Origin of the sequence: Persicitalea jodogahamensis (assembly GCF_014651615.1) — a bacterium.
GTDB classification, from domain to species: domain Bacteria; phylum Bacteroidota; class Bacteroidia; order Cytophagales; family Spirosomataceae; genus Persicitalea; species Persicitalea jodogahamensis.
In genome coordinates, this window is record NZ_BMXF01000004.1 from 407,205 (window position 1) to 433,676 (window position 26,472).

General features: G+C 48.4%; 20 protein-coding genes. 7 read left to right on the forward strand and 13 right to left on the reverse strand.

Annotated elements, in window-relative coordinates; all coding sequences use genetic code 11:
- Nucleotides 1-4: 4 nt before the first annotated feature.
- From IE117_RS20110 to IE117_RS20170, 13 genes are all read right to left on the reverse strand, one after another.
- Nucleotides 5-2,338, reverse strand: coding sequence for a tetratricopeptide repeat protein (locus tag IE117_RS20110; protein WP_189566481.1), 2,334 nt, complete (start codon nt 2,336-2,338; stop codon nt 5-7).
- A complete protein-coding gene (locus IE117_RS20115; RefSeq protein ID WP_189566483.1) occupies nt 2,329-3,270 on the reverse strand; it encodes a hypothetical protein in 942 nt (313 codons plus the stop codon). Before IE117_RS20115 ends, IE117_RS20110 begins: the two co-directional genes overlap by 10 nt.
- A gap of 181 nt (nt 3,271-3,451) precedes the next feature.
- Nucleotides 3,452-3,979 carry a hypothetical protein gene (locus tag IE117_RS20120; protein WP_189566485.1) on the reverse strand — a complete coding sequence of 176 codons (528 nt, stop codon included), beginning with the start codon at nt 3,977-3,979 and terminating at the stop codon, nt 3,452-3,454.
- A gap of 129 nt (nt 3,980-4,108) precedes the next feature.
- On the reverse strand, nt 4,109-4,570 hold the full coding sequence (locus IE117_RS20125; protein WP_189566487.1) for a hypothetical protein: 462 nt from the start codon (nt 4,568-4,570) through the stop codon (nt 4,109-4,111).
- A gap of 149 nt (nt 4,571-4,719) precedes the next feature.
- Nucleotides 4,720-7,341 (reverse strand): M1 family metallopeptidase, encoded by a 2,622-nt coding sequence (locus IE117_RS20130; RefSeq protein WP_229581193.1) that lies wholly within the window; start codon nt 7,339-7,341, stop codon nt 4,720-4,722.
- 111 nt (nt 7,342-7,452) lie between these two features.
- On the reverse strand, nt 7,453-8,682 hold the full coding sequence (locus IE117_RS20135) for an FtsX-like permease family protein (protein WP_189566489.1): 1,230 nt from the start codon (nt 8,680-8,682) through the stop codon (nt 7,453-7,455).
- Between the two features lie 18 nt (nt 8,683-8,700).
- Entirely contained in the window at nt 8,701-9,078 is a 378-nt protein-coding gene (gene rbfA / locus IE117_RS20140) for a 30S ribosome-binding factor RbfA (RefSeq protein ID WP_189566491.1), read from the reverse strand.
- A gap of 109 nt (nt 9,079-9,187) precedes the next feature.
- Nucleotides 9,188-9,865: a hypothetical protein gene (locus tag IE117_RS20145; protein WP_189566493.1), complete on the reverse strand. Its 678-nt coding sequence runs from the start codon at nt 9,863-9,865 to the stop codon at nt 9,188-9,190.
- A gap of 90 nt (nt 9,866-9,955) precedes the next feature.
- A complete protein-coding gene (locus tag IE117_RS20150; protein WP_189566495.1) occupies nt 9,956-12,190 on the reverse strand; it encodes a S9 family peptidase in 2,235 nt (744 codons plus the stop codon).
- Nucleotides 12,191-12,376: 186 nt separating this feature from the next.
- Nucleotides 12,377-13,423 (reverse strand): adenylate/guanylate cyclase domain-containing response regulator, encoded by a 1,047-nt coding sequence (locus IE117_RS20155; protein WP_189566497.1) that lies wholly within the window; start codon nt 13,421-13,423, stop codon nt 12,377-12,379.
- Nucleotides 13,420-13,815 carry a response regulator gene (locus tag IE117_RS20160; RefSeq protein WP_189566498.1) on the reverse strand — a complete coding sequence of 132 codons (396 nt, stop codon included), beginning with the start codon at nt 13,813-13,815 and terminating at the stop codon, nt 13,420-13,422. The genes IE117_RS20155 and IE117_RS20160 overlap by 4 nt, the downstream gene beginning before the upstream one ends.
- A 48-nt stretch (nt 13,816-13,863) precedes the next feature.
- On the reverse strand, nt 13,864-15,219 hold the full coding sequence (locus tag IE117_RS20165; protein WP_189566500.1) for a sensor histidine kinase: 1,356 nt from the start codon (nt 15,217-15,219) through the stop codon (nt 13,864-13,866).
- Nucleotides 15,220-15,255: 36 nt separating this feature from the next.
- A complete protein-coding gene (locus tag IE117_RS20170) occupies nt 15,256-16,287 on the reverse strand; it encodes a Gfo/Idh/MocA family oxidoreductase (RefSeq protein WP_189566502.1) in 1,032 nt (343 codons plus the stop codon).
- 148 nt (nt 16,288-16,435) lie between these two features.
- On the opposite strand from IE117_RS20170, the gene IE117_RS20175 reads away from it, so the two are divergent.
- The 7 genes from IE117_RS20175 to ppk1 all read left to right on the forward strand — a co-directional run bounded on the left by IE117_RS20175 (nt 16,436) and on the right by ppk1 (nt 26,468).
- Nucleotides 16,436-17,728: a Gfo/Idh/MocA family protein gene (locus tag IE117_RS20175; protein ID WP_189566504.1), complete on the forward strand. Its 1,293-nt coding sequence runs from the start codon at nt 16,436-16,438 to the stop codon at nt 17,726-17,728.
- 91 nt (nt 17,729-17,819) lie between these two features.
- A complete protein-coding gene (tsaE, locus tag IE117_RS20180) occupies nt 17,820-18,266 on the forward strand; it encodes a tRNA (adenosine(37)-N6)-threonylcarbamoyltransferase complex ATPase subunit type 1 TsaE (protein ID WP_189566514.1) in 447 nt (148 codons plus the stop codon).
- A 77-nt stretch (nt 18,267-18,343) separates the two neighbouring features.
- Nucleotides 18,344-19,564, forward strand: coding sequence for an alanine dehydrogenase (locus IE117_RS20185; protein ID WP_189566516.1), 1,221 nt, complete (start codon nt 18,344-18,346; stop codon nt 19,562-19,564).
- Between the two features lie 115 nt (nt 19,565-19,679).
- Entirely contained in the window at nt 19,680-20,084 is a 405-nt protein-coding gene (locus IE117_RS20190) for a hypothetical protein (protein ID WP_189566518.1), read from the forward strand.
- 102 nt (nt 20,085-20,186) lie between these two features.
- Entirely contained in the window at nt 20,187-21,848 is a 1,662-nt protein-coding gene (locus tag IE117_RS20195; protein WP_189566520.1) for a hypothetical protein, read from the forward strand.
- 171 nt (nt 21,849-22,019) lie between these two features.
- Nucleotides 22,020-23,975, forward strand: coding sequence for a DNA topoisomerase (ATP-hydrolyzing) subunit B (gyrB, locus tag IE117_RS20200; protein WP_189566522.1), 1,956 nt, complete (start codon nt 22,020-22,022; stop codon nt 23,973-23,975).
- Between the two features lie 309 nt (nt 23,976-24,284).
- The gene (ppk1, locus tag IE117_RS20205) at nt 24,285-26,468 is read left to right on the forward strand and encodes a polyphosphate kinase 1 (protein WP_229581195.1); all 2,184 of its coding nucleotides are present in this window, start codon (nt 24,285-24,287) and stop codon (nt 26,466-26,468) included.
- Nucleotides 26,469-26,472 lie beyond the last annotated feature (4 nt).

A 26,472-nucleotide genomic window follows, 5' to 3' on the forward strand; every position in this document is an offset into this window, starting at 1 on the left:
GTAACTACCAAAACCGAATGCCGGCCCGCAAACCCGCCGTACGAAAATTGGCTTCTGTTTTGCCCCGGGAACCGGAGGAGGTCACGAAGTTGGAATTGTAGATACCCGAAAAGTTATAGCCAAAGACGGCTTCAACAAAAAAACCGAATTTCTTTTTCTCCATCTCGATGCCGAATCCGGCAGTGGCTCCCAGCGATTGTTTTTTAAGAAATCTTCGATCGCTGGTCGCTTCGTACATGTCGTGATTGGTCAATGAATACCCAAAAGGCAATAACATTTCAATGCCTCCTTTCAAATATGGCCGCAGTTTGTTGGGGTCCGTATTCGGCTTATGTAGTTTTAAAGCTACAAAGGCATCTGCCCCTTCCACTTCAAAGTCGCCTGCAGAGCGCGATTGTCCCTGCGTGGTGCTTAATACGGAGTACTTGGTTCTGAAGTACTCAGCCCCGATCACCACATCCACGGGATTCAGGTAGGACAGGAAGGATACCTGAAGTCCCGTAGAAACGAAATACCCAAAATTTGTTTCATTCAGCAACCCATTATCAAAATAAACCGGATTGTTGAAGGCCACGCGACCTGTCGGATGCAATGCCGTAGAAACGTTCCCTTTCCGGCAACTATCAGGATACGCGTCGCATTTCATGTCGGCCATTATCTTTTTGATTCGGACCTTTTGACTTTCTTCCGCGCAGTCGTAGGCTACCTGATAGGCATCATAAGCATTTTTCCAATCACGGTTTTCGGCACTCTGGAATGCCTTATCCCTCGAAACCAGATAGCAATTAACCCTTTCGCATTCAGCAATTCGTTGACTGCTTCCCGCCATAGCCTGATCACGCGGAGTGAAATCGCACAGATCCAGACTACCAATCTTTTGGAAAAGCTGCCTGGCCTGACCGCATTGTCTGGCGGCTAATGCCTTTTCGGCCAATGGGTTCAAAACCCTGAATAAACTGTCTGCCCGGTGAAATCGGTACACCATATCCTGTAAGTTTTGGTATTGACCAAAAAATTCAGGATCACTTGCTCCGCAGCCAGCCAGTTTGGCTTTGGCAGGTTCCCAGAGTTGCCACGCTTCCACTATCCGGCAGTTCGATAACTCAGTTCTTATCCGGGGAGCCACCTCGGCAAACTCCTGCTGCTTCAGCTTGCATTCCAACTTTACCGAGAGCCGGGTTTGGATTTCATCCAGTTGTGCTTCAAACTGTGAGAGGTGTAAAGTCCGTGCCTTTACAATGTACCCTATCGCCTCTTGGTACTTTTCATTGTCAGTCCCCTCATCTCCTTGGGTTTCAGAAACCCGGGCGGCCTCTATGAGATCTTCAGAATAATTTTTCCTGGCGCAGAACAACACTTGCTTCCCTATCTGAGGAATTTCTTCTGCCACTTTCAGGAGGCTTGCGAATGCGCTTTCCAGAAAAGGACGATTGGCGGGGTCGTTTTTGAGGCGTTCCACATCCCATTCTACCCGTCTGTATTCCTCAATATGGACGGACAACGAATCCGAGTCGGGGATGAGGTTGCGGTTATTTTTTATGAAATAGTACAGGTCTTCAATCCGACACTGCTCAGCGTACCCCCTCAGCCGGTCTGCGATGTCAATGTTGGAAGAGGCGGACAAAGTAGCTTTCGCTCCTTCCTCCACACTCTTAATTTCATACTCTATGTCGCTGATGATATATTTGGAGGCAGACCGGTATGCTTTCATGGTTTCCAGTGAGTGGGTTCCGTCTTTATTCACTGCCCGATGGTAAGCATTGCCCCACGCTCCCAAAGTCTTTACGGACCGGAGGCCCTGTTGATATTGCTCGCGCAACGTAGTGTTCAACCCTCCCCCGAGCTGCTTCGCCTTGGTGAAACTCCGTTTTGCAGCCAGTGTGTCAAGCACAGCGAGTTGCTGTTCCCCTTTGTAGGCCCATTCGAAGCCCGCAACTACCCGGGTGGTTGCGTCGAGTTTTGCGGCCAGTTTTTTATCCAGTTCCTGAAGACATGTCATAATCCTGGCATCCAGCACGTCCACCTGAAGAGTCGGGTCGATCGAGCGGTACCGGCTGAACGCTTCCAGCGCTTCCGGGTAGCGCTTGGCCCGATAGTAGCGCTCGCCAGCCTGAAATATCGTCTGAATTCGCTTGGCAGAACTTAGCCTTTTGGCAAACTCCGGTACGGCAGGCGCAACTTCATAGAGTTTGATTGCGTCGTCAAAGCGCCCTTTGTCAAGGTGCTCGCCCGCTACGATCCATATATCGTACAGGTTCCGATTGGGAAACCTTTGTCCGAAACCCTCGTTGAGGCTTGCCAGGACTACTATGAACACGATGAGTAATCTTATTGGCATATTTCGGGGCTGGGTTGGCGGGAGAGTACCGCTGCGTAATTGAAATACTGGTTGGGAATAAAGTAAAGATCAGGGCTACCAGCATCTTTAAACTTAGCACAATCATTGCGCGCCCGCATCAGGTAGATGGTCGCCAGGCTATCTAGCTGGGCATCTGCCTGCAGATCTTCAGGTACCGAGGCAGCCGCTTTAAAGTGTTCCAATGCCGAATCATAGGCACCTTTTCTTTCCTGGGCTATACCGTTCGCGAGAGAACGCTGAAAGGAGATGAGCCCTGACGAAGGTTTGGGCGGAATGGTTTGGTATAGGCCTAAAACTGAAAGAATACCGAGACCAATAACCAACATAAACCATTTGGTGCCTTTTGAATTAGCTACCTCAGATGGCAAATCTGGCGATGAATGGGGTAGTTGGTCTGTTGGGTCTTCCTGTGGAAATGGTTTCTGGTTTTTCCAGAGTTCCCGAATATTTTGGGTCTGATAAGGCGTGGTCAAGTCATTCTCATGTTTGCGAAAGAAGATCAGAAGCGCTCCTGACGTTGAACGCCAGATCTGAGGATGTTCAGCTTCGTATATAGTTTCATGAGCTGCAATGGGTAGGGCATCAATCAGATCATTAAATCTACCCCTTTCTTCTTGGCTCAACATAGTGACTTTGACTGGATTTAACGACTGAGCGTCGTTCGGTTTCCATACAAAGTACAGGCAGTTGCATTGGGGGGATTGGCCAATTTTGATTAGTCCATCGATGTCTCCAAACCAGTGAAGTTGAGTATCGTACTTGTTGGGATATATATCAATACGTACCTCAGCACGTCGGTAGGCGGTGATGTCATCCGCCCACCAGCGACTTGTCAACCCATCATCCTGCTGGGAAACCCGCTCTTCCAGTTGATAGACTCCCTCGAATATATCGCCTACAACTAACGACATGAGTAACTGACCCGTTGAATTATACAAACCTGCTTAAAGATATAGAGAACAATTGTCTCCGAATCTACCGGGTATTTGATGTCGATTTCTGGCCAATGCGATACCCTCATTACTAAAAAGCGCTGCCCGGTAACTACCGGGCAGCGCTTTTCAGTACATTGAATACAAAACCGAAAAACAATCAGGATTTGCTTTCTTGTATTTCTTTTAAATCTTTTGCTTGTACTGTACCGCCAGGGTATGTGAAACTGAGACGTTTACCGCTGCCGTCCTGAGATTGTTGAACGCCCGTAAGCGTATATCCTGTGGTATCGTAGCTGGTGTTTTTGCCATCGTCATAAATGACCAACCGATTTTCGTCTGCATAATACGTGTAGTGCGTATCATTCTGGCTGCCCTTAAATGTGGCATTGCTACGGCCAGGTATCGTATGGCTATCGTCAACCACTTCCCGGGGCAGTTTCCTGGATAATGCCGAAAGGGCCGAACACAGCTGATCGACTTTTGCTTTCAGGGTGTGATTAAACATGTCCCCGACCATTGTCATGCCGGGTTGCCATTGGCCCATTCCACCCAACTCTCCAATATTAAACTGCACCTGGTTGCCACCCGTTGTCTGCAAGCCATGCAGCAATGTGGCCACTGTTCCAACAGTCACCCCATGTTCAGCGGCAACTTCCCTTATAACTTCTTCTCTTGATTTTTCCATAATGGTTATTTTTCAAATTCCGGTTTTATTGTCTCTGTGAAAGCGATTTTAACTCAAATAGTACGAAAACAACCGAGCCAATGAGTGTTTTAGCCGACAAAATGGCGTCCCTGAACATGAAAAAATGGCCTATCTACGGTAGCCGCTATAACCTAGAAATTTTTGGGCGGTTGGGTCTGAATACATAACCGAAAGGCGCGCAGCCGTTATGTCGCGAGACTTTGGGCTGTTAAAATCCGGAAAAGTACTCATAAACAGTTTTCCGATCTGTTTGCCGTCGTGCAGGATGAATGTGGTATCCGGCGTGATATTCACGCTAGCACCGTCAAGCGTGTTGGTACTTTTAGAAGGAATATAGTCCGTTCGTACCAGCCTGAAAGTACCGTCTGGCTGCCTCGTGATGGTCAGGCTGGGCAACTGACTTGCATCGGAAATAAATACGCAGCTTGGGTCCAGCAGACCGTTGGTGGTGTACTGCCCCTGCAGTTGAGAGATGTCAGCAGATGGGGTAGGGGAGTCGTTTGTGCAGCCGACTATGAAAGTCAAGGAATAAATCAGGAGGCAAAACGCGGTAGTGTATCTTTTTTTCATGTCCTTTTAATGGTTTAGTTCATACTACCCCTTGGGAGTAAGATTTGCCAATAAAGGTTGGAAACTTTATCAAAACTGTGGGGGAAGACTATGAGAAAGGATTTTTCTCTCGAAAAGAAATGTCATCTTTCGCGAACCATGATCCAATGCTACAGTTCGCCAATCTGACTGTACATTTCCTTCAACTTCGGATCGCGCTCGTTTCCACGGATGTCCTTTCTAATGGCAGAGACCCCCTGAATGTCGGTAAGTAGCCCAAGTACCTGATAGGCACCAAAGCGAACGAAATAGGCGGGATTATTCCTTGCCATGCTTTCCAGAACCGGGATGCTGCGGCGTTGAACATCTGGGGGTGATTTGATAAGGTACTTGCCGAACACCTGCAAGAAATTATAGCGATCCGAGGGATTCATATCCTCCATCTTATTGAGAAACCAGCTATATCGTTCTGGGGTGGCGAATCCCGCGTAATAGTTGCCTACCGATGCCACGATGGCATCGTTCTTGGAGTTTTCAAAGCGCTTGGCAACGTCGGCCGCATCCTCCGGCTTTCGCATCAGGAAGGCATCAAGCGCCACTGATACTACCAAATAAGAAGTGTCATCGAGTGCTTCACGGAAGATTTGCATATTGGCGTCGTCACCGAAAGAAGCCAAGGTCAAAATGGCTTCGGTCCGAACCTGAGAGTTGGGGTCAGTGCGAGCGTGGCTTTGCAGGAGTCGCTCCGCTTCGGCGAATTCGGGGCCGTCATAGGCTGAAAAGTTAGCCACCGCCACTTGCCTGATCTTCCAGAAAGGATCAGACATTGCCGCAAACATCAGTTTCCTTATTTCAGGATCGCTGAGTTGTCCTTCCAAATGTGTCAAGGCATCATATCTTAACAGGAATTTGTCCGCATGGTAAAACTGGTAAATCCACTCGTTACGGTTTCGGTCCATATCAATGGTGCCAAGGAGTTGTGTTTCGCCATCCAGGATCACGAGCTCGGGCTTGTACTTGGCGGGAAATTCGAGCGTCTGCTTTGCCTGATCAATAACTACATTGTAGCGTGTTTTGACACTATCCACCCACACATCCACCTTGAGCGGAAGGCGATATACCGTTGAGGCCAGCGTATCCTGCAACTGGGTTATTTTCAATCTGACCGTTTTGTCTGCGCCCGTGTAGTCCTGTTCGACTTTAAGCACCGGATGACCGGCCGTAAGAAACCACTGGTCGAAAAACCAATTCAGATCCTGGCCGGTCACCTGCTCGAATGCCATGCGGAGGTCGGCGATTTCGGCTGTACCGAATTGATTTTTCTTCAAATAAACCTGTAAGGATTCGAAGAAAGCATCATCGCCTACCAGCTTGCGCAGCATATGAAGTACCCTACCGCCTTTGGAGTAGGAGTGGCTGTCGAACATATCCTCCTTGTCCTTATAAAAATATCGGACGATTGGTACTTTCTTCTGGTCGGCTTCCCCCAGGTATTGTTTCAATTCCTGCAAATTCTTCCAATCGGCGGCCGCAGTCCCAGTGTAGTTTTCCGCCCAAAGGTATTCGGCGTAGTTGGCAAAGGATTCATTTAAAGCCAGCTGCCCCCATTCTTCACTTGTGACCAGGTTGCCAAACCAATGATGAGCCAGTTCGTGGGCGATTACGTCATCTGAGTTACCATCCACCAGCGCCCTGGTGTCTGCCTGAATTCCCTGTTCGTGAACCGTAGCAGTGGTGTTTTCCATGGCCCCAGCCACAAAATCGCGCACGGCAATCTGGGCGTACTTTTCCCATGGATAAGGCACTCCGTAGACATTTGAGAAAAATGCAACCATCTCAGGCGTGCGCCCAAAGATTGCTTTGGCATCGTTGGCGTATTTTGGCTCCACATAATAGCTTACTTCCAGCCCATTGGCCATAACCTCCTTGGTGACTGCGTATTTGCCGATGGCGATCATCGCCAGATAAGGCGCGTGAGGAAGCGATTGGCGCCAATGGTCGGTACGGGTGCCGTCTCCGTTGCTGAAGTCACTTATGAGCTTTCCATTGGACAAAGTCTGGTAGGTGGTATCGACAGTCAGGTAAAAATCCTGCAACATCTTTTCATTTGGACTATCCACCGTTGGGAACCAGGTCGAATTATACTGGGTCTCGCCCTGAGTCCAGATTTGCTGAGGCTTCCCCTCGTCCATCCCGTCAGCGTTTATGAAGTACAGCCCTTTTTCCTCGGGGTGATCGCCCAGAATATCCCGTGGCAGTTCATTGGGCTTCGCCACATAGTCGACCTGTACATATACCTTTTCATTACGATTGTACGAGCGGGGCAAACGAATTGTCAGTTGCTTACGATCATAAGCATACTCTAGCCGCCCGCGCTTGGATTCTTTGATCACTTTATTATTCAAGGTATCCAGCCGTGACAGGGTATCCAGCTGGTAAATTCCCTGAATATCAAACCCTTTTGCATCCAATACAAGCAGATTCTGGGGGTAAAAATAAGGTTTGAACGTAATGAGAGCTGTGCCGATTACTTGTTTCCGCAGCCAGTCAAACCGTAAGTCCAAGCGGGTATGTATAATGTCGTTCAGTAGCGTTCTCGTTGGGCGGTAAGCTCCTGCTTTTGTCACTACCCCCGGCGCACGGCGCGCGGTATCCTTTGCGATTATGTTTTCAGGTGCAAAGAGATTATGCCCAATGCCCATCGGAGCCGCGTCAGCATTTGTAATCGCAAATAGTGCGAAGCATACCAGGCATACAAGTCTGCTTTTGAATGTATATTTCAAAAAATTCATAGTGATCATATTTCTTTATGAATCATACCAGATGCATGACTCAACTTTTAATTTCTTTGCTACACGAAAGCAATCCAAACTACCTTATAACAAGTACCAAAATTGCAAAAATTATCCAATCTGCGACGTATCTACCCCCTGAGCAGCTCGTCTCGCCGGGATATAAGAAACGGCAATTGTTATCAAAACGATAATGAAAGCAGTAAGCAGTACATCGCTCCAGACCAGCTTTATCGGATATGCGTCCACAAGGGAGCTAACCATCCCCATCGAAACCAGTCCATATTTCTGCTGGGCCCAGCACAATGCTACTCCAAAAATCAGTCCCAGCACCGCTCCGGTGAGTGCGACTATTCCGCCAACTGACAGGAAAATTCTCCGCACTAGTAGGGTGGTAGCTCCAAGCGCGAAAAGCATGCGAACATCTTCCTTTTTTTCAATAGCCAGCATACTCAACGAAAAGAATATGTTAATCGCCGCCACCAAGATGATAAATGCCAGCGTAATAGTGACAAATAATTTTTCGACCCGAATTGCCCTTAGCAGGTCTGCGTTTTGTTCGTCCCTATTTTTTATGAGAAATGAATTTCCCAAAAGCTTTTCCAATTGGACCTGAACAGACTCCAGATTTGCCTCGGGCTGAAGTTGCACCTCCAGGGAAGTAAGTTGCTTGCCGTATTGCAGAAGCGATGCGACTGTTGACAATGGCGCGATAACAAAATCGTCGTAGCGACTTTCGATGAAAAAAGTACCACCCGGTCGAACCGTCACCTGATCGAAGGCATCCGGTGAGGTGAGACTCAATGTACGACGGTCATTACGCGGATACCATAGCTCGATGGCCGACAAAGGGTCATTCATTGAAATCAGAAGCGAGCTTCGGACTCCGTCGGCCACCACGGCGAATGGCGTGCCATTTTCTCCTTTCAATCGTAAAACCCCTTCGGTCATCGCGGTGTCAAGTTGACCTCGCCGTTCATAAGTACTATCCACGCCTTTCAGCCGGACCACCATTTGATTGTCCCGGTATCGGGCCAGGGCATTGTCCTCAATGACCTGCGTGACAAACGCTACACCTGCAGTATTTTTGATTTTTTGTAAGACACCATCTTTAAGAACGAAACGTCGCCCTTCCACAGGTGTCACATTTATGTCGGCGTCAAAGGTCTTGAAAATCTGACGGTTCAGATCCTCCATTCCATTAAACACTGAAAGTACCACGACCATTGCCATCGTACCCACGCCCACGCCAATCATGGCTATGAGGGCGATAATGCTGATAAAACTTCGCTTGTTGTGCGAAAAAAAATATCGCCTGGCAATCCGAAAGGATAAATTCATGCGCCTCAATCGGGTGGGTTATTCGCTTTTGTCTTCGTCCTCGGCGGGCGGAATTACGATGTCTGCGAACAGGGCGTCCATCTTTGCCGCGTATTCGGCAGTGTCATCCAAGTAAAATTCCAGATCAGGCACTATGCGCAATTGATGCCTCACGCGCTCGCCAAGTTTCTGGCGGATAAACTTCGTATTCTCAAGAATACTTTCGAATACGACCGATTTATTTTTTTCGGGTAGAAAGCTCAGGTACGCGCGGGCAATCCCCAGGTCGGGTGTCATTCGGACTCCGGTCACCGTCACCAATGAACCGTTGATGAGGTGCTGTGCTTCCTTCTGAAATATATCGCCGAGATCTTTCTGAATTTGTCGGCCTACTTTCTGTTGCCTTTTAGATTCCATCTTATAAATTGAGTGTGAAAAAGTTAATAGGTTAACCTGCCTGTCCCAATCAACCTGTTTAAGTCAACGGGGCGTCAAAAGACTAGTTAACAGTTTGCGTGCATGACGCTCAAAGACTATTGTATCGCTCGAACAACGTGGTCAGGTTACCGCGCTCCTTTAAGTCGAGATCATTTATTTTCAGAAAGGCCTCGATCTGTTTTGATTTGTCTTTCATGAGGTCGAGAATACCTTTCTTATTTGGTTTTATTTTCCGGGCTTTACCTTTTTGCAGGGCGTAAAAATCCTCTTGCATCATAATTTCCGTGTCTTTGCTCCCTACTTCAAAGGCAGCATTATAAGTTGGCTTTTTTATTAGTGTCTTATGGTGAGATGCCAAGGTAATTTTTCCAGAGGTCAGAATCTCGTAGAAGCCTGTCGGAACCTTTTCCGCCTCATACATTTTTGTATTCACGAAAGTTACAGGTATTCCGTTTTCTTCGAGTGAGAAAGCCCTGACCTTTCCGCCCTGTAATGCTTTAACGTCATTATAGGTGTTCATGAGGATTTCTATTTCGTCAAAATACACGTTATAACGCAGCGCCAAGCCAGTCAAAGTATCCACAGATTGCCCACCTACCGGCAGGACAGGCTCATAAAGTTTCAGATTCCCTTTGGCCCAGGTCGTATCCAAATAGGTGTTTCCCACCGTCTCACCTTTATCGCCGGAAGCGACTCCCCACAAAGTACCGTTTGTCGGAATTCTCATTCCGTTGAGGTTGATCTGATCCCGGGTAGTATTCATCATCGCGGTTTGCGCCGAAGCACAAAGAGCAGATAACAGACAAAAAATGACGGTGAGATTTTTCAAGTAGCAATTGTCTGGATTGATGACTGCCTAGTTGGAACCTGACGATACTTTGGCGCTTCCGGAGGGATTACTGCCGGATGCTTTTTCACCGGGAGGACAGTTTTCCTTTAAAAATTTTGTGAAAAGTGTTGCCAAATGCCGGCTGGTTCCTTCCCCTTCGTAAATGCCATGGGAACGGTTCGGGTAGGCCATGAACTGAAACTGCCGATTATGCTTCACCAATTCGTTTACCAGCATCTCGGCGTTTTGATAGTGGACATTGTCGTCCCCTGTGCCATGAATATAGAGCAGATTACCAACCAGATTTTTAGCGTGGGTTATGGGTGAGCCTTTTACAAAATCCTCCCGGTTTTCCTGGGGAAGCCCCATGTAACGCTCCTGATAAATATTATCGTAAGTCAATTGGTTGGCCACCGCTGCCACGGCAATGCCCGTTTGGAACATTTCCGGATATTGGAACAATAAGTTCAACGTAGAGGAGCCGCCCCCACTCCATCCATGTACAGCCACGCGGTCGGTGTCGATGAAGGGATATTTTTCGAACATCGCTTTTGCACCCATGGCCATATCCCGGATGTTGATCGTGCCGATGCTGCGGTAGATGGCTTTCCGCCACTCTCTGCCCTTTGGCATAGGGGTTCCGCGGTTGTCCACTGCGGCGTAAATGTACCCATCGTTGGCCATGTTTCCCATATACAGGCGATTGCGTCCGGTACCGAACCGGTCCATTACCTGACTTCCGGCAGGCTCGCCATATACTGTGAATACAATCGGGTACTTCTTTTTTGGATCAAAATTCGTTGGCTTTACCATCCAGGCGTCAACCTCCACTCCGTCCTGCGTTTTTAGTTTGAAGAATTCGATATTCAGAGCATCTCCTCGCTGTGCGGCTTTTATACCCTTATCGACACTCATGCTGGGATCAAGCGAAACCTGATCTTTCACCGTGATCCACTCGGTAATCGGGTAGGTTCGGGCGTTAGAAAACGTATGCTTTGCAAAAGTCCCACCTGGGGCAAGGTCATACCGGTGCGTCCCTATTTGGTCAGCCGGCGAAACGCGCGTTGCCTTTCCTGACCCGTCAAGGGTAGTTTTATAAAGATATGATTGCGTGGAATTTTCCGGGGAAGCCATGAAATAGTAGGCGTTATTTTTCTCATCGATCAGCACGGGGCTGATCATGTCATATTCCCCCTTTGTAATAAGCGTTTCTTTCTTGCCATCCCGACTCATGCGGTACGTGTGGCGCCAACCGTCTTTTTCACTCACCCACAGAAATTCCTTGCCGCCATTGAGCCAGTCCCAGCCGTCGGGACCATCCGTCCAGCGGCTTTTGATGTCGATCCAGGCCTGGTCTGTCTCCGAAAAAAACGGCGAAGCCTTGCCCGATTTTGTATCGAGGTACATCAACTTGCTTTCATTTTGCTTGCGATTGAGCTGCTGGATCACCAACTCCTGAGGGTTACCCGCATACTCCATACGCGGTACATAGGTGTTTTGCGGATCACCGGGAATATCCATCCATTTCGTTTTGGCTGAAGACACATCCACTACTCCGATGCGATAAGGAGAGGGTGTCTCACCTACTTTTGGGTACTCAACCGGCACAGTGAAGGCGTAGATGGAATCGGTATTGTCGATCATCAGAAAATTGCGAATTTTTCGGGCATCGAGCTGCCAGTAAGCAATGGATTTGCTATCGGGACTCCATCGAAAACCATCACGACAATCAAACTCTTCCTCATACACCCAGTCGAAAGTACCATTGATAATCCGGTCTGTTCCATCTTGTGTCAGGGCCTTGGTTTGACCCGATTTGAGGTCATCCACATAAATATTGTGCTCACTCACGTAGGCCACTTTCTGCCCGTCGGGCGAGACCTTGGCAAACATTAGTGACGACTCGGGCCTGTTTTTGCCAATTTGGGTAAGGGAATTACTCGATTTGTCAAGCAACCAATAATCACCCCTGGTGTCATACCGCCAAACACGCTTGGAATTTGTGTAGATCAGTACTTTGTTACCATCTTCTGAAATGGCATAACTCCTGATTTTGAGGGCATCAGTTTCTCCCTTCGGCGTTAACTGCTCCTTGGATACCAGCGTCTTACTAGTCCGGGCAGGCAAGGTCACCTGCTCAATGGTGCCGGTCTGTGTTACGTCACGATAGCCACTGCCATCAGGTAGCCACTGAAAAGTGTCAGGTACCTGGGCAAAAAGGGTGGTAATACTTAATAGGAAAACTAGGGCGAAATTCTTCATATCTGGCGATCAGCTCTCTGCTGTTAGCTTTTATTGACTGATATAATTTAATCTGATGGATTTGTGAAACAGGTATAGGGGACGCATTTTCAACGAAAGCATCTTAAAAGATGTTTCAATTGAAGAAAATGAAAGTAATGAGTCGGCCCTGGCGGGGTACTAAATCGAGGCGTTTTCTCAACCTGGTTATTCCACCACTTCGTAAACCATGACCGGCAAAGCCTTATTTTTCAAATCTACTGTACCGACTTCGGCGCAAATAAACGATTCTTTTACCTGATGAAATGCCTCTTCGCTGATAATTATCTGGCTGGGATTAGCGATTGACTGAAAACGCTGGGCGATGTTGACGGTGTCCCCAATGACGGTGTAATCGAGCCTCCGAAGCTTCGCCGAACCAATGTTGCCACTTATCATCTCTCCTGAATTGATTCCGATGGCTACCTCTGGCAGGTAGGTGAGCTCGGCGGTGATTTCTTCTTCAATTTCGGCGATTTTTGAACGTACCGCGAGCGAAGCTTCGATGGCCCGATCCAGATGGAATTCGTCGCGGAAAACAGCCATGATGGCGTCACCCATAAACTTGTCGACGTAACCATCCTGGTTGATGATCTCGCCCACCATCACGTCAAAGTATTTATTGATGAGCCTTACCACCACATCCGGAGCGACTTTTTCCGAGATGGCCGTGAAGCCGCATATATCGATGAACACCACGGTAGCCACCACCGTCTCGTTGGCGGTGATCACATTTTCGTATTCGCTGCCACTCATAAAATCGAGGACATTGCGATCCACGTACATTTTAAGAATGTTATTTTCTTTTATGGCATCGAGCGTCCTTTTCAGTTGCTGTATATGATCGATCGTTTTTTCGATCGTCAGTCCAAGGTCCTTGAAGTCTACCGGTTTGGTGACAAAGTCAAAAGCGCCCCTGTTCATGGCGGTTCGGATTTTTTCCATATCCCCATAGGCCGACACGATTACCGCCTTGATCATCGGACTAAGGTCGTGAAGCTTTAACAGCAACGTCAGCCCGTCCATTTTAGGCATGTTGATGTCGCTCAGCACGAGATGGATATCGGGCTGCTCTTTCAACTTTTCGAGAGCGTCCTCGCCGTCGAAAGCAAATGCGAACTCGTATTTCTGTTCACGTATTTCGCGCCGGAACTTTTGTTTAATCAATGATTGCAAATCCGTTTCGTCGTCCACAACCAATATTTTAGTGGTCATAGGCTTTGCAGTTTTTCTTTAAGTTGAGAGAAATCAATAGGTTTTGTCAAAAAATCATTGGCCCCATTCGTAATCGCCTGTTGATAATAATCGTCGTCGTTGTACGCGGTCACCATCATCACTTTGGGGTTGGGTGACGGGTGTTGTACCCGGATTCGCTTTAACAGCTCAATTCCGCTCATGCCCGGCATATTAATGTCCGAGAGGATCAATATTATTTCTGAAGCGTGACCTTTCATGTAGTCCAACGCTTCCTCTCCCGAAAAAGCAAAGGAAAAGGCGAGTTCACCTTTTCGGATTTCTCGCCGGAATTTCATTTCAAATAGAGACTTTATGTCTCTTTCATCATCTACGACCAATATTTTGGCGTGTGCATCGGTAGTATTTTCCATAACTCTATATAGTTCAATCGCATGGAGGGAAATACCTCTCAATAGTGCTTAGTTAACCGGAATCCTGACGATAAACAGCGTATGCGAACCTTGTTCGCTCTCAACTTCCAATCTACCGCCATGACCATTGTGAATGATGTCGTAGCTAAGCGATAATCCAAGCCCCGTCCCTTGTCCGGTAGGTTTGGTTGTATAGAAAGGTTCAAATATTTTGGCCCGAACTTCATCAGGAATTCCCGTACCGTTGTCTTTTATTCTGATTTCAACCGTCCCGTTTTCCAGTTTTGAACTTAGCCAAACGGTAGGGCGATATTCTTCGCCCTCTTGCCTGGCCCGCTGGGACACTGCATAAAAAGCATTGTTGAAAATATTTAACAAAACCCGCCCGAAGTCCTGCGGCATCACTCGGGCCACGATAACTTCCGGATCGAAATCTTTTTCCAGTGTGGCATTAAAAGATTTATCCTTGGCCCGCAGGCCATGATACGCCAGGCGCATGTATTCGTCGGCCAACGCATTTACGTCCACACTCTCTTTCTCGCCGGTCCCTGTTCGGGAATGCATCAGCATGCCTTTCACAATGGAGTCGGCGCGCTTGCCGTGGTACACCATCTTCTCCATGTTATCGGCCAGATCACGCAGAATTTCCTCAACCAGCTCATGGTCGGGATCACCTTTTTCCTGTTCTTCTTTCAGTTCCTGGATTAACTCAGTGTTTACCTCAGCAAAGTTGTTGACAAAATTGAGTGGATTCTGAATCTCGTGGGCGATACCCGCCGTCAGTTCCCCCAGCGAAGCCATTTTTTCGGACTGGACCAGTTGGCCCTGGGTAGTTTTGAGATGATCAAGGGCAATGACCAGCTCCTCCTTCTGGCGGGTAATCTCATTCGTTCGCTCCGCGACCAGAACTTCGAGTTCGGCCTTACGGGCCTGCATCAGCTGGTTTTGTTTTTCTTCTTCGAGTCGTTGAAGCCGCTCGGCAGCCAATTGTTTTTGCTGTCTGCGGTTCTGGTACCACATCGCAACTACCCAAATAATGGCGAACACCTTGAACATGTCAAAGTACTCATTGTAATTGTCGTAGAAGGATTTCGACACCAGAGAGGTTACGTCGCCCAACACGCCGATGACAATGAGCGGAATAACCGACATCATCAGCGAGCGAACGGATTTGAATTCGTAGCGGGTGTAAATAACGCCTACAAATGCCAGCATGAAAATATGCCAGAACCAGCCGAATGCCGCATCGTAGTCAAATACCCAGGGGCCGCACATCAAAAAAATGGCCGTAAACCGGGAATAGATCAATATCTGATCCCAATGCGGATGCGTTTCCTTTGTACCCAGCGTCTTGCGGATGTACTGAACGAAGAAGAGGACGATAAGGAAATATGAGGTTCCCATAGGAAAGCAAATTTACACTAAATATCCGCTTTCTGTTCAGTAGCTGATGGTAGTCTGCCGCTCGTTGCTTTCGAAGGCCAGATCAATGACGCGCGTCGTTCGCAGAATTTCGGCCGGCTTGACAGCCAGTTCCTTGCCATCCACTATTGCGTCATATATCGAATCGTAAAAAGCCATGTAATCCCCATTCAGGCTACACACGATGCCAGTGTCCTCCTCGCTATACAATGTTCCCCAACGGTCTTCCGGTTCTGCGCCCCAGTTCTCCGTATTGGGTAGTACATCCCGCCGGAGGGTTTCTTCCTGAGCGTCAAGTCCGCGTTTGATAAAAGTACCCTTGGTACCATGTATTGCGTAGCGCAGACTGTTTTCATAAACCATCAGACTTGATTTGACGATGACAAATTTGTCGTCGTAGCCCAGGCGGATATCGAAATAGTCGTCGACATCACCCCCCTCCCGGACCGTGCTGATGGTCGCAGTGACCGTCTGAGGATCTCCGAACAGAACAAAGGCCTGGTCGAGCAAATGAGGGCCGAGGTTGTATACGTTACCACTACCATCGGCCTGCTTTTCCTTCCAGGTGTTGGCAAGTACTTCTGGCCTGAAGCGGTCGTAGCGGCTTTCGTATTCCACGATTTTACCTAACTTATTCTCCCGGATCAGTTTCTGGATAGTAAGGAAATCAGAATCCCAGCGGCGATTCTGGTAGGCCGTAGCGACTAGCCCATTCCGTTCCGCAACCTCAAACAACTGCTTTGCCTCAGATTCAGTATTGGCGAAGGGTTTCTCGATTACTACGTGCTTGCCATTTTCCAGCGCGTCCATCGCGTAGGAGAAGTGGGTGTCGTTTGGGGTGCAGATAAATACCAAATCGATCTCCGGGTCGGACAGCATTTCCTCGACGGACCGGGCATTGCCAATGGCGGGGTCAAAGTCCTGCGCTTCGTTTTTGGAGCGTTCTACAACGGTTTTTAATTTGAATCGAGGGTTTACCGATAGGAAAGGTGCGTGGAAGTAGCGACCTGAAAGTCCGAAGCCGATGAGGCCGACGTTTAACGTTTTCATTATTTTGATAGTAATTGAGCGATTCGCCGCCCGATGATTAAGGAATTAAACAAAAGTAGAACTGTCCGGAGAATAAGTAAAGATGCCCACAAGCGTCTTTTTAATGAAAAATGAATTCAATTTTCCGACCAAATTTTTCCAATTCTATATGAAAACTGTCAAGAACGTAAAAAGAAGGGACTTTTTGAAGGCAGGAGCTGTGCTTTCTACTTTTATGATCGTGCCGCGCCACGTCATTGGCGGACCGGGTTTTTTGGCGCCCAGCGACAAAATAACAATGGGCTTTATCGGCTGTGGCAAACAAAGTGGCGGATTGCGGGGGAATTTCCTGACCAATGGCGCCCAGATTGTCGGCGCTTCCGATGTGTATAAGGATAAGTTGCAAACTTTTACCGACAACGTGGAAAAGTGGTACGCCGATAAGGCTGATAAAGCCAGCTATAAAGGTATAACAGGGTATGGTGATTTTCGCGAACTGCTCGCCCGGAAGGACGTGGATGCCGTGGTTATTGCCCTCCCTGACCACTGGCACGCTGCCGCGGCGGTAAAGGCCGCTGAGGCGGGTAAAGATATCTATTGCGAAAAACCTCTGTCCCTTACCGTTCAGGAAGGACGCGCGATGGTGAATGCCACCCGGAAGCATAAGCGGGTGTTTCAGACCGGGAGTATGCAACGTTCCTGGCCCGAATTCAGGCAGGCAGTCCAACTTGTACAAAGTGGTGCCATTGGGGAAGTGAAGCGGGTAGTGGTGGGAAATGGTGGGCCACCTCGGCCTTGGGATCTAGAAGCGGAATCGACTCCCTCAGGACTCGATTGGGCCACCTGGATGGGGCCGAACACCATCGAACGACCTTACAGCAACAGGCTTGCCCCGACTCTGGATGCGAAATTCTGGCCGGAGTGGCGGTATATCGATGAATTTGGTGGGGGCGGAATGACAGATTGGGGGGCACATATGTTCGATATAGCTCAGTGGGGTCTGGGAATGGACGATAGTGGACCTGTGGAGGTGATTGCGCCGGGACCTGGTATGAGCGACGGTTTGATTTATAAATACGCCAACGGAATCGAGATGACCCACGATTCTAAAAATGGCAACTATTGCCAATTCTTTGGTAGCGAAGGCGATGTATGGGTAACCCGGAAAAAAATCAAAACTACCCCTGAAAGTCTGGCTGATAAATCTTTCGCTGAGGGCGATTACAAGGTGTACGTAAGTGAGAACCATTACAAGGATTTCATGGATGCTATCAAGTCGCGCAAAAAGCCGATATGTGATGTGGAGATTGGGCACCGGACGGCCACCGTCTGCAATATCGGGAATATTGCCTACCGTCTGGGCAAATCGTTGCGTTGGGATCCTGTCAAGGAAAGATTCGAAAATGACAAAGAAGCAAACGACCTGCTCAAAAGGCCAATGAAGAAAGAGTGGAAGGTTTAAGTTCAGTGGATCATTAGTACTTATGAAAAGACAAACGGCAGTAAATCTGTTCCGCGTTGCCAAATAGCCACGCTAGAACTACCTTTGCGTGATGAAAGACCGGATTGCCTTGATTCAATACTCAGACTTGTCTGAACTTGACCGCGTAGTCAGCGATCTCATGGAATTGGGCAAGGAAGTTCCAGTGTGGCTTTTTTTTGGTGAAATGGGTGTGGGAAAGACGACCTTGATCAAGAAGGTATGCGAACGATTGGGCGTAAAGCGCATCGTGCAGAGTCCCACGTTTTCAATCGTTAATGAATATGATGATAGCGTCGGGAAACCAGTTTATCATTTTGATTTTTATCGTCTGAAAAACGAGAACGAAGCCTTCGATATCGGCGCAGAAGAGTACCTTTATTCAGGAAATTATTGTTTTGTTGAGTGGCCTGAAAAAATTGAGTCCCTTTGGCCGCCAAAATTTTTTAGCGTGCAGATGGAGAGCCAGGTCGATGGTAAGAGATCGATTAAGGCAAAAGTCCTTCTTGCAACTCAATAAATCTGCCACTGGCATTGATTATTTTCTTTTCTCGTTAAGCCTGCGCCGCACCGTCATTCACAAATCCATAATCAACCATGCCTCAAGTTACCGGATTCGAGCAACTGGCCAAGCAGTCGGCGTTATACCCCAAAGAGTCGCTTCTTGAAGTAAAAAAAGACGGTAATTCGCTGCTGATCGGTTTGCCTTGTGAAGTGGCTTTGCAGGAAAACCGCATTGCCCTCACACCCGATGGCGTGGCCGTCCTGGTGCGGAACGGTCATGAGGTCTGGGTCGAAAAAGACGCCGGAAAAGAGGCCAAGTACTCCGATCATGAATATAGTGAGGCAGGTGCCAAAATCGTGTATTCGGCCAAAGAGGTCTTTCAGGCAGACTTGATTCTCAAAATAGAGCCCTTGGTGGATAAGGAGTTTGAGATGATCAAAGCAGGAGCGACCCTTATTTCGACCCTCAATTTGCCCTCCCTGGATAAGAGCTATTTTGATAAGCTCAATCAAAAGAAAATCACCGCGATTGGCTACGAATTTATCGAGGACCAGAGCGGTGGCTTGCCCATCGTTCGGGCCATGAGCGAGATTGCAGGTAGCACTGTGCTGCTTATCGCCGCTGAATATTTGAGTAATTCTAACCAAGGCAAGGGAATTATCCTGGGCGGCATAACGGGCGTTCCACCGACCAAAGTGGTGATTCTGGGAGCCGGAACAGTGGCAGAGTACGCCACCCGGGCCGCTATGGGGGTGGGAGCCGACATCAAGGTATTTGACAACCACATATACCGGCTGCAACGGTTGAAATACTCAGTCGGTCAGAATCTCTACACTTCCATCATTGACTCTGACACTCTGACAGAGGCCATCGCCCGCGCTGACGTGGTGATCGGTGCCATGCGGGCAGAGGATGGCCTCAGCCCCTGTGTAGTGACCGAAGAAATGGTGGGGCGGATGAAGCCGAATTCCGTCATTGTGGACGTAAGCATCGATCAGGGAGGCTGTTTTGAGACCTCGCGTATGACTACCCATAAAGACCCCGTCTACCATTATAGTGACGTTTTGCATTATTGCGTGCCCAATATTGCCTCACGGGTGGCCCATACTGCCAGTACGGCGCTGAGTAATATTTTCTTGCCATTTTTGTTGAAAACCGGCACAATCGGCGGGATTGAAGAAATGATTTATGCCAACCGTTGGTTTATGAAAGGAGTGTACAGTCATAATGGAACGCTCACCAATGCCTATATCGCCCGAAAATTCGGGATGCGGTATAAGGATCTTACGCTGCTGCTGGCGGCGAGAATGTAGTTTTGTAGGTTGAGGGCGAATCGGTCAAGGGTAGCGCGGATACGTATTATCTTAATTAAAACACCGCATAAGGTCTGACAATCGGCCCGAAAGGAAAATATTTTAAAGCCCAATCATGATAAATCACAGTAATGAAAATGTCCTGATGGACGATGCCAACTCTCCGGAAGTGAACCGAAAACTTCTTGGCATGATTTCTCAGGACTTTGTGAAAGTGGCCGACCAGCTGAAAGAAGCTTCCTATCAGATTCGTAAGCGTGGCTTCTCCGAACATCCGGTTTTCGCCGTCTCCAAGGAACCCTCCGGAATAGGTGTGTTGCTCTTTGAACGTGAGTCAATGGGCAATCGCTGGAACTACCAGGCCTCCTATTTGCAGGAATTTGTGGATCGAAATCTGATTGGTCAGGAATCTGTCGAGTTATTTATTGAAAATTACAAGAATCCGGAGGAGTATTGTTGCCTGTTCGTTATTCAGGCCGATTTCGCAGGCTTCGTTTTTGTTCCCTTTCCAGAAGACTAATCTTTTTGGCGGCTCTTTTCTCTTTCTCAGTTTGGCATTACGAATTTTTGGCTTTGCCATTTTGATCCAATTGCTCACAAAGAAAGGCTTTCCCGCACTACCATGAAGTCTGTTGCAAAGCTCTCCGCCTGGGTGCTTATTTTACTTCCAGCTGTACTCCTGTTATTTCTTGTCTACCACTATTCCGGGACCCTGTTCTTTGCGGACGATTTCCACTTGCTGAAAACAATTGTCTGGGGGCAGGAAACGGATTCTATCGCGGAGAAATTCAAGCTACTCGTCCAGCAGCATAACGAACACCGGATACTGATCCCGCGCCTCTTTACCTGGCTAAACTACCAGTTGGAGGGGCATATCGATTGGCCGGTGTTGATGGTGTTTGGGAATCTGTTGTGGTGTACGGTCCTCTACTTTCTCTGGGACGCCTTCCGAACCCTCAAACTCAGTCTTTGGTACTTCCTTCCCGTTCCCTGGCTACTATTCCAACCCGCCTATTATGACAACTACAATTGGAGCATCAGTGTGCTGCAGCAGTCTGTCATTGTTTTTTTGTTAGCGTGGTTGGTGTATTCTTTCGTCAATCGCCGTTTTCTGCTTGCCATATTCATTTTTCTGATTGGTACCTTCACTCACGGAAATGGGATTTTTGGCGTCGCCGTAGGAGTGGCTTTTCTTGTCCTTTACAAGGAGTGGAAATGGCTGTGGATATGGCTGGCGGTTTGCCTGAGTACGGCCGTCTTTTATTTTTACGGATTTGAGAAGGGCCAGAATGCCGACTTTCTGCAAAGCCTGACTCATCCGGTTCAGATGTTCGGCTACTTTTTTGCATTTTTTGGTTCCGCTGCCGAAGTGCTTGGCGTTGGATTTGTGCCTTCCGTATCTCTGGGTATTCTAGTCTTTGGGGGAATTGCCTGGTATGGTATTCCCCGGGTTTATGCGCACTACCGTTTCAATGTATCGCTGAGTTATTTCGACAAACTACTGCTCGGAAACTTATTATTCCTAAGCATCACCGCCCTGCTGGTGGCAGTGTCAAGAAGCTGGTCCTCGCCAGACCTTGATATTCCGCCCCGTTATGCCCACTACTCCCCCTACCTTACCGCCTGGTTCTACCTGGTGGGGCTGGCTGTATTTTATCGGCTCGCTGCGAAAGGATGGGCCATTTCCTGGAGCATAGGCGCGGTACTTTTCAACCTGGTCTCCCATCTGAATTATGTCAGTGATCTTGAGTACCGTCGCGACTGGCTTACCGCCGATTATGTCAACTGGCTCAACTACCAAACTTTTCTGGAGTACCAGCCTTCTTTCAATCACAACATTCGTGATGTGTATTCGTCCGCCCTTGCACGTGGGATTTGTCGCCCCACGCTGAGCTTACCCGCTTCAACTACTTTAAGGACTGCCATGGATAGCAGCATTGTGCTGGGCGTTGAGCTAGTGGAGAACCCAACTGCGGACGCTAGTGGGAAGACTTTTGAAAAAGAGATTGTCTTTGTGGATAAAAATTTCTCCGGTGAAATCCCTTTCCTGTGCCTCATTCCGGAAGCTGGCCCGGCAATGATGGTTCCTTTTTACCGGGGACGAAATGGCTATCGTAAAATGTTGACCGAACAGAGACTCCGGAAACCGGAAATTTCCACTCGATTTTTTAGTGACAACCTGCCTTCGGGCACCTACCGAATTGGATACCAATTCAGGGATTCTCTGCTGATGTCAAGATATCGGCTGAATATTGACAACGAGCGTTCAATAAAACTGCTGTGAACGTCTTGATTTTTCGCCAATGCGAGGATATCATTGCTGTTTTCAGGAATCATTTCATTCGACATAGTTTGGATCGCTTGGGCTAGGCAAAACGAGGAAAAAATGGTATCTTTACACGTTCAAAATAACCGCTTCGGCGGGCACCAATAATTGTAGCGTAAAACAAAATTCATGGCTAACGAAGCAACACTGGCATTAAATAATTATTCAGCCGAAAATATCCAGGTCCTTGAAGGACTGGAAGCTGTGCGTAAACGCCCGGCGATGTATATCGGCGACACCGGTTTTAAGGGCTTACACCATTTGATCTGGGAGGTAGTGGACAACTCCATCGATGAAGCGATGGCAGGCTACTGCGACACCATTCATGTTATAATAGAAGAAGATGAATCCATCACCGTACGGGACAACGGTCGTGGTATCCCTACGGGAATTCACACGAAAGAAAAACGCTCGGCGCTGGAAGTGGTAATGACCGTGCTGCATGCCGGTGGTAAGTTTGACAAAGACACGTATAAGGTTTCGGGTGGTTTGCACGGTGTGGGGGTATCCTGCGTCAACGCCCTGTCCGTTGATTTAAGGGCCGAGGTACATCGCGAGGGCCAGGTTTTCGAGCAGGAGTACAAGAAGGGTATACCTCAGTATCCGGTTCGTGCTATCGGTGATGCCAGCGATACGGGTACTTTCATTCACTTCAAGCCCGACGACTCTATATTCACCGTCACTGAGTTCAAGTATGAAACGGTGGCGACGCGATTGCGGGAGCTTTCTTTCCTGAATAAAAAATTGCGTCTGACGCTCACGGATATGCGCGACCTGGACGATGAAGGCAAACCGAAATACGATGAGTTTTATTCGGAGGGTGGCCTGGTTGAATTTGTTACTTATCTCGACAATACCCGGCAGCCGCTGATTCCGGAACCGATTCACATGGATAGTGACAAAGGGGCTGTGCCGGTGGAGGTATCGATGATGTACAACACCTCGTACAGCGAGAACGTGGTTTCGTACGTCAATAATATCAACACCATCGAGGGCGGTACGCACGTATCTGGTTTCCGGGCAGCTTTGACCCGGACCTTGAAAAGCTACGCTGATAAGTCAGGGATTCTGGCCAAAGAAAAGGTTGAAGTAAGTGGCGATGACTTTCGCGAGGGACTGACAGCCGTTATTTCAGTGAAAGTGCAGGAGCCGCAGTTTGAGGGACAAACCAAAACCAAACTGGGCAACTCTGACGTAGCCGGAGCCGTGAGTCAGGTAGTTTCCGAAATGCTGGACAACTACCTCAACGAACACCCCAAAGAAGCCCGCACCATCGTGGACAAAGTGTTGCTGGCTGCCAAGGCCCGCATTGCCGCCCGCAAGGCCCGCGAAATGGTTCAGCGCAAGAACGTCCTTACCGGCACCGGATTGCCCGGCAAACTGGCTGACTGTTCCGAGACAGATCCCAAGCAGTGCGAATTGTACCTGGTGGAGGGAGACTCGGCAGGTGGTACTGCCAAGCAGGGCCGCAACCGGGCTTTCCAGGCAATCTTGCCACTGCGGGGTAAAATCCTGAATGTGGAAAAAGCGCAGGAATACCGGATCTACGAAAATGAAGAGATCAAGAATATGTTCACCGCAATGGGTGTACAGATTGGCATGGTGGACGACGAGCGGGCGCTGAACATTGAAAAGCTTCGTTACCACAAGATCATCATCATGACCGACGCCGACATCGACGGCAGCCACATTCGTACCCTGATCCTGACATTCTTTTTCCGGTACATGAAGGTGCTGATCGAGATGGGCTACATTTACATCGCTCAGCCACCCCTTTATTTAATCAAGAAAGGGAAAGAGGAGCGTTACTGCTGGGACGAAGCACAGCGTGAAGCCGCCGTGCTGGAACTTGGCAATGGCCGTGAGGAATCGGTAAATACCCAACGGTACAAAGGATTGGGTGAAATGAACGCCGAGCAACTTTGGCAAACTACCATGAACCCCGAACACCGCAGTCTCAAACAGGTAAGTATTGAATCCGCTGCTGAAGCTGACCACTTGTTCTCGATGCTTATGGGCGACGAGGTGGCCCCACGCCGGGAGTTCATCGAAAAGAACGCCAAGTATGCCCGTGTGGATGTTTAATTTGCTTATCCGGGCCGTTATCATTTAAAGCATCGGTACGACGAATATATATGGCTGACTGTCAAGGGTCAGCCATATTTTTTTGTCAGTAGAAGGTCAATAAAAAGATTTTTAGCTAAATTTCCTTTCAATCACTAAGAACCGATAATTTAGAAGGATCAAATACGCGAATGATTGAGCCTGCGAAATTGAAAATAGAATTGAATAACAAGAAGAGTGAAGCAAGCCATGCCGAAAGATATGAGAAGTAGTGAGCGAAGAAGTCCTTTATCTAACATATTTTCATTTTTTGAAGACAAAAAAGAAATCATGGAGGAAGGGAAATTCATGCGGGCCGGGGATAAGGTAAATGAGCTGATCGAACAGAGCGATTTTATCAGTCGGGACCTGAGTTGGCTGAAATTCAACGAACGTGTACTGGACCAGGCATTGGATCCGTCACGCTCGGTATTCGACCGGCTGAAATTTCTGGCAATAACAGCCTCCAACCTTGATGAGTTTTTCTCCATCCGCGTGGGTAGTTTGTACAACTACCTGGATTACGGAAAAGAGCGGGTGGACTACTCGGGTTTGAGGGAAGTGCCATTCCGGAAAACCTTGCTGCGATCGTTGCAGCAATTCGTGGCTGAGCAGAACAAATGCTACAAAGAGGAACTTCTGCCGCTACTCAATGAACAACGATGCTCGCTGGCTCAGATGTCAGACTTGCGCGAGCCGGAAACCGAAAAGGTCTCGGAGTACTTTGATCGGACGATTTACCCGATGTTGACTCCGATGCTGTACGACTATACCCATGTGTTTCCGGTTCTCTTGGCCAAGGTACTGATTCTGGGCGTCATCACCCAGGTTTCCGGTACTACAAGCGAGGAGGATAGGAAACTGTCTTTCGTACAGCTGCCAGCCAATCTGCCCCGCTTTTATATTATAGAGCGAGAAGACGAAATACTTTTCCTTCCGCTGGAAAACATCGTTAAAGCGTACATAAAAAAGCTTTACCGTAATGTGGATATCGTCTCCACCAACCTCATCAGGATTACCCGAAACGGGGATTTTTCGTTGGAGGAGAATGATGATATGGAGGTAGATTTCATTGATGAAATAAAGCAGAAAATAAAGAATCGTCGCTTGGGGCGCGTCGTTAAAGTAGAGGTAGAGCACGACATTGACGAAGACCTGCTGAGCTTGTTGAAAAAGCGCTGGGAAATTGATGATTTCAATGTTTTCCGGGCAGGAGGTTTGCTGGATTATACCTGCTTTTGGCAACTCATCGGTCATAGCGAATTCAAGGATCAGATTCCACCGTTGCATGCCCCGATACCGCCGCTGACCATGGGCCGCGAGCGTATTACCGATATATTCGAGGTGATGCGTGAGCGGGACATTCTCCTGCACCATCCCTACAATAACTTTGAGCCAGTGCTTCAGCTACTGGAGCAAGCGGCGGAAGACCCGAATGTATTATCCATCAAACTGACAATCTACCGGCTGGCCAAAAAATCGCGCGTGACCGAGGCGCTGCTTACCGCTGCCGAAAATGGCAAAAATGTGGCCGTTTTGTTTGAAGTGAAAGCGCGGTTCGACGAGGAGAACAACATTAGGGAGGCACAAAGGCTGCAGAAGGCTGGTTGCTTCGTAATCTACGGTATCGGATTACTCAAAACCCACACCAAACTACTGCTGATCGTAAGAAAGGAGGCTGAAAAAGTGGTCCGCTATGCTCACCTGTCAACGGGAAACTATAACGAGGATACCGCGCGGCTTTACACTGACATTGGACTGCTGACAACCAATGAGGAATATACGCACGATATTTCGGAGTTCTTCAACGTTATAACCGGCCATTCGCTTCCCAGTGACTACCGTAACCTCATAACTGCCCCCCGGCAGATGCGTGACCGGATCATTGCGATGATTCAACAGGAAGCCCAAAACGCGAGGAACGGTTTGCCGAGCGGAATATGCATAAAGATTAATTCACTGGAAGACCGTGCCGTCATTGAGGAGCTTTATAAGGCATCGCAGGCAGGAGTGAAAATTGACCTGATTGTACGCGGTATTTGTTGCATCAGACCTGGTCGGACCGGATTGAGTGAAAACATCAGGGTGCGCTCCATTGTTGGCGACTTGTTGGAACACTCCCGGATTTACTATTTTCATAACAACGACGACCCGCTGGTTTACGGGGGAAGTGCTGATGTCATGGTCCGGAGCTTCGATCGGCGCATAGAATCATTATTCCTGTTGGTCAGTGATCGGGTGCGCCAGGAAGCCATTCTGATGCTTGAATACAACTTAAGGGATAATGTCAACTCGTATGAACTCCGGGAGGACGGTACTTACGAAAGGTGCCACGTAGGGGAGGGGACAGAGCCGTTTAACATTCATCAGGCATTTTTTGAGATCAAGCCCGAGGAGGTAATGGAAGCAAAGTTGTTTGCCCGGACGAGTCCTGATCCAGTACTAGCGGAAAATGAAAATGCCGAGAAGATCTAGTAAA

Coding starts and splice junctions, on each gene's coding strand:
- IE117_RS20145 (WP_189566493.1), bottom strand. CDS start 9,865: ATGATGAATACTACCCGGGATCAGATCAACCTCAACGGAATGAGAATT.
- IE117_RS20195 (WP_189566520.1), top strand. CDS start 20,187: ATGAAGTCTGTTGCAAAGCTCTCCGCCTGGGTGCTTATTTTACTTCCA.
- IE117_RS20185 (WP_189566516.1), top strand. CDS start 18,344: ATGCCTCAAGTTACCGGATTCGAGCAACTGGCCAAGCAGTCGGCGTTA.
- IE117_RS20120 (WP_189566485.1), bottom strand. CDS start 3,979: ATGGAAAAATCAAGAGAAGAAGTTATAAGGGAAGTTGCCGCTGAACAT.
- IE117_RS20135 (WP_189566489.1), bottom strand. CDS start 8,682: ATGAATTTATCCTTTCGGATTGCCAGGCGATATTTTTTTTCGCACAAC.
- IE117_RS20170 (WP_189566502.1), bottom strand. CDS start 16,287: ATGAAAACGTTAAACGTCGGCCTCATCGGCTTCGGACTTTCAGGTCGC.
- IE117_RS20160 (WP_189566498.1), bottom strand. CDS start 13,815: ATGGAAAATACTACCGATGCACACGCCAAAATATTGGTCGTAGATGAT.
- tsaE (WP_189566514.1), top strand. CDS start 17,820: ATGAAAGACCGGATTGCCTTGATTCAATACTCAGACTTGTCTGAACTT.
- IE117_RS20125 (WP_189566487.1), bottom strand. CDS start 4,570: ATGAAAAAAAGATACACTACCGCGTTTTGCCTCCTGATTTATTCCTTG.
- IE117_RS20165 (WP_189566500.1), bottom strand. CDS start 15,219: ATGGGAACCTCATATTTCCTTATCGTCCTCTTCTTCGTTCAGTACATC.
- IE117_RS20150 (WP_189566495.1), bottom strand. CDS start 12,190: ATGAAGAATTTCGCCCTAGTTTTCCTATTAAGTATTACCACCCTTTTT.
- IE117_RS20115 (WP_189566483.1), bottom strand. CDS start 3,270: ATGTCGTTAGTTGTAGGCGATATATTCGAGGGAGTCTATCAACTGGAA.
- IE117_RS20110 (WP_189566481.1), bottom strand. CDS start 2,338: ATGCCAATAAGATTACTCATCGTGTTCATAGTAGTCCTGGCAAGCCTC.
- gyrB (WP_189566522.1), top strand. CDS start 22,020: ATGGCTAACGAAGCAACACTGGCATTAAATAATTATTCAGCCGAAAAT.
- IE117_RS20190 (WP_189566518.1), top strand. CDS start 19,680: ATGATAAATCACAGTAATGAAAATGTCCTGATGGACGATGCCAACTCT.
- IE117_RS20130 (WP_229581193.1), bottom strand. CDS start 7,341: ATGAATTTTTTGAAATATACATTCAAAAGCAGACTTGTATGCCTGGTA.
- ppk1 (WP_229581195.1), top strand. CDS start 24,285: ATGGAGGAAGGGAAATTCATGCGGGCCGGGGATAAGGTAAATGAGCTG.
- IE117_RS20155 (WP_189566497.1), bottom strand. CDS start 13,423: ATGACCACTAAAATATTGGTTGTGGACGACGAAACGGATTTGCAATCA.
- rbfA (WP_189566491.1), bottom strand. CDS start 9,078: ATGGAATCTAAAAGGCAACAGAAAGTAGGCCGACAAATTCAGAAAGAT.
- IE117_RS20175 (WP_189566504.1), top strand. CDS start 16,436: ATGAAAACTGTCAAGAACGTAAAAAGAAGGGACTTTTTGAAGGCAGGA.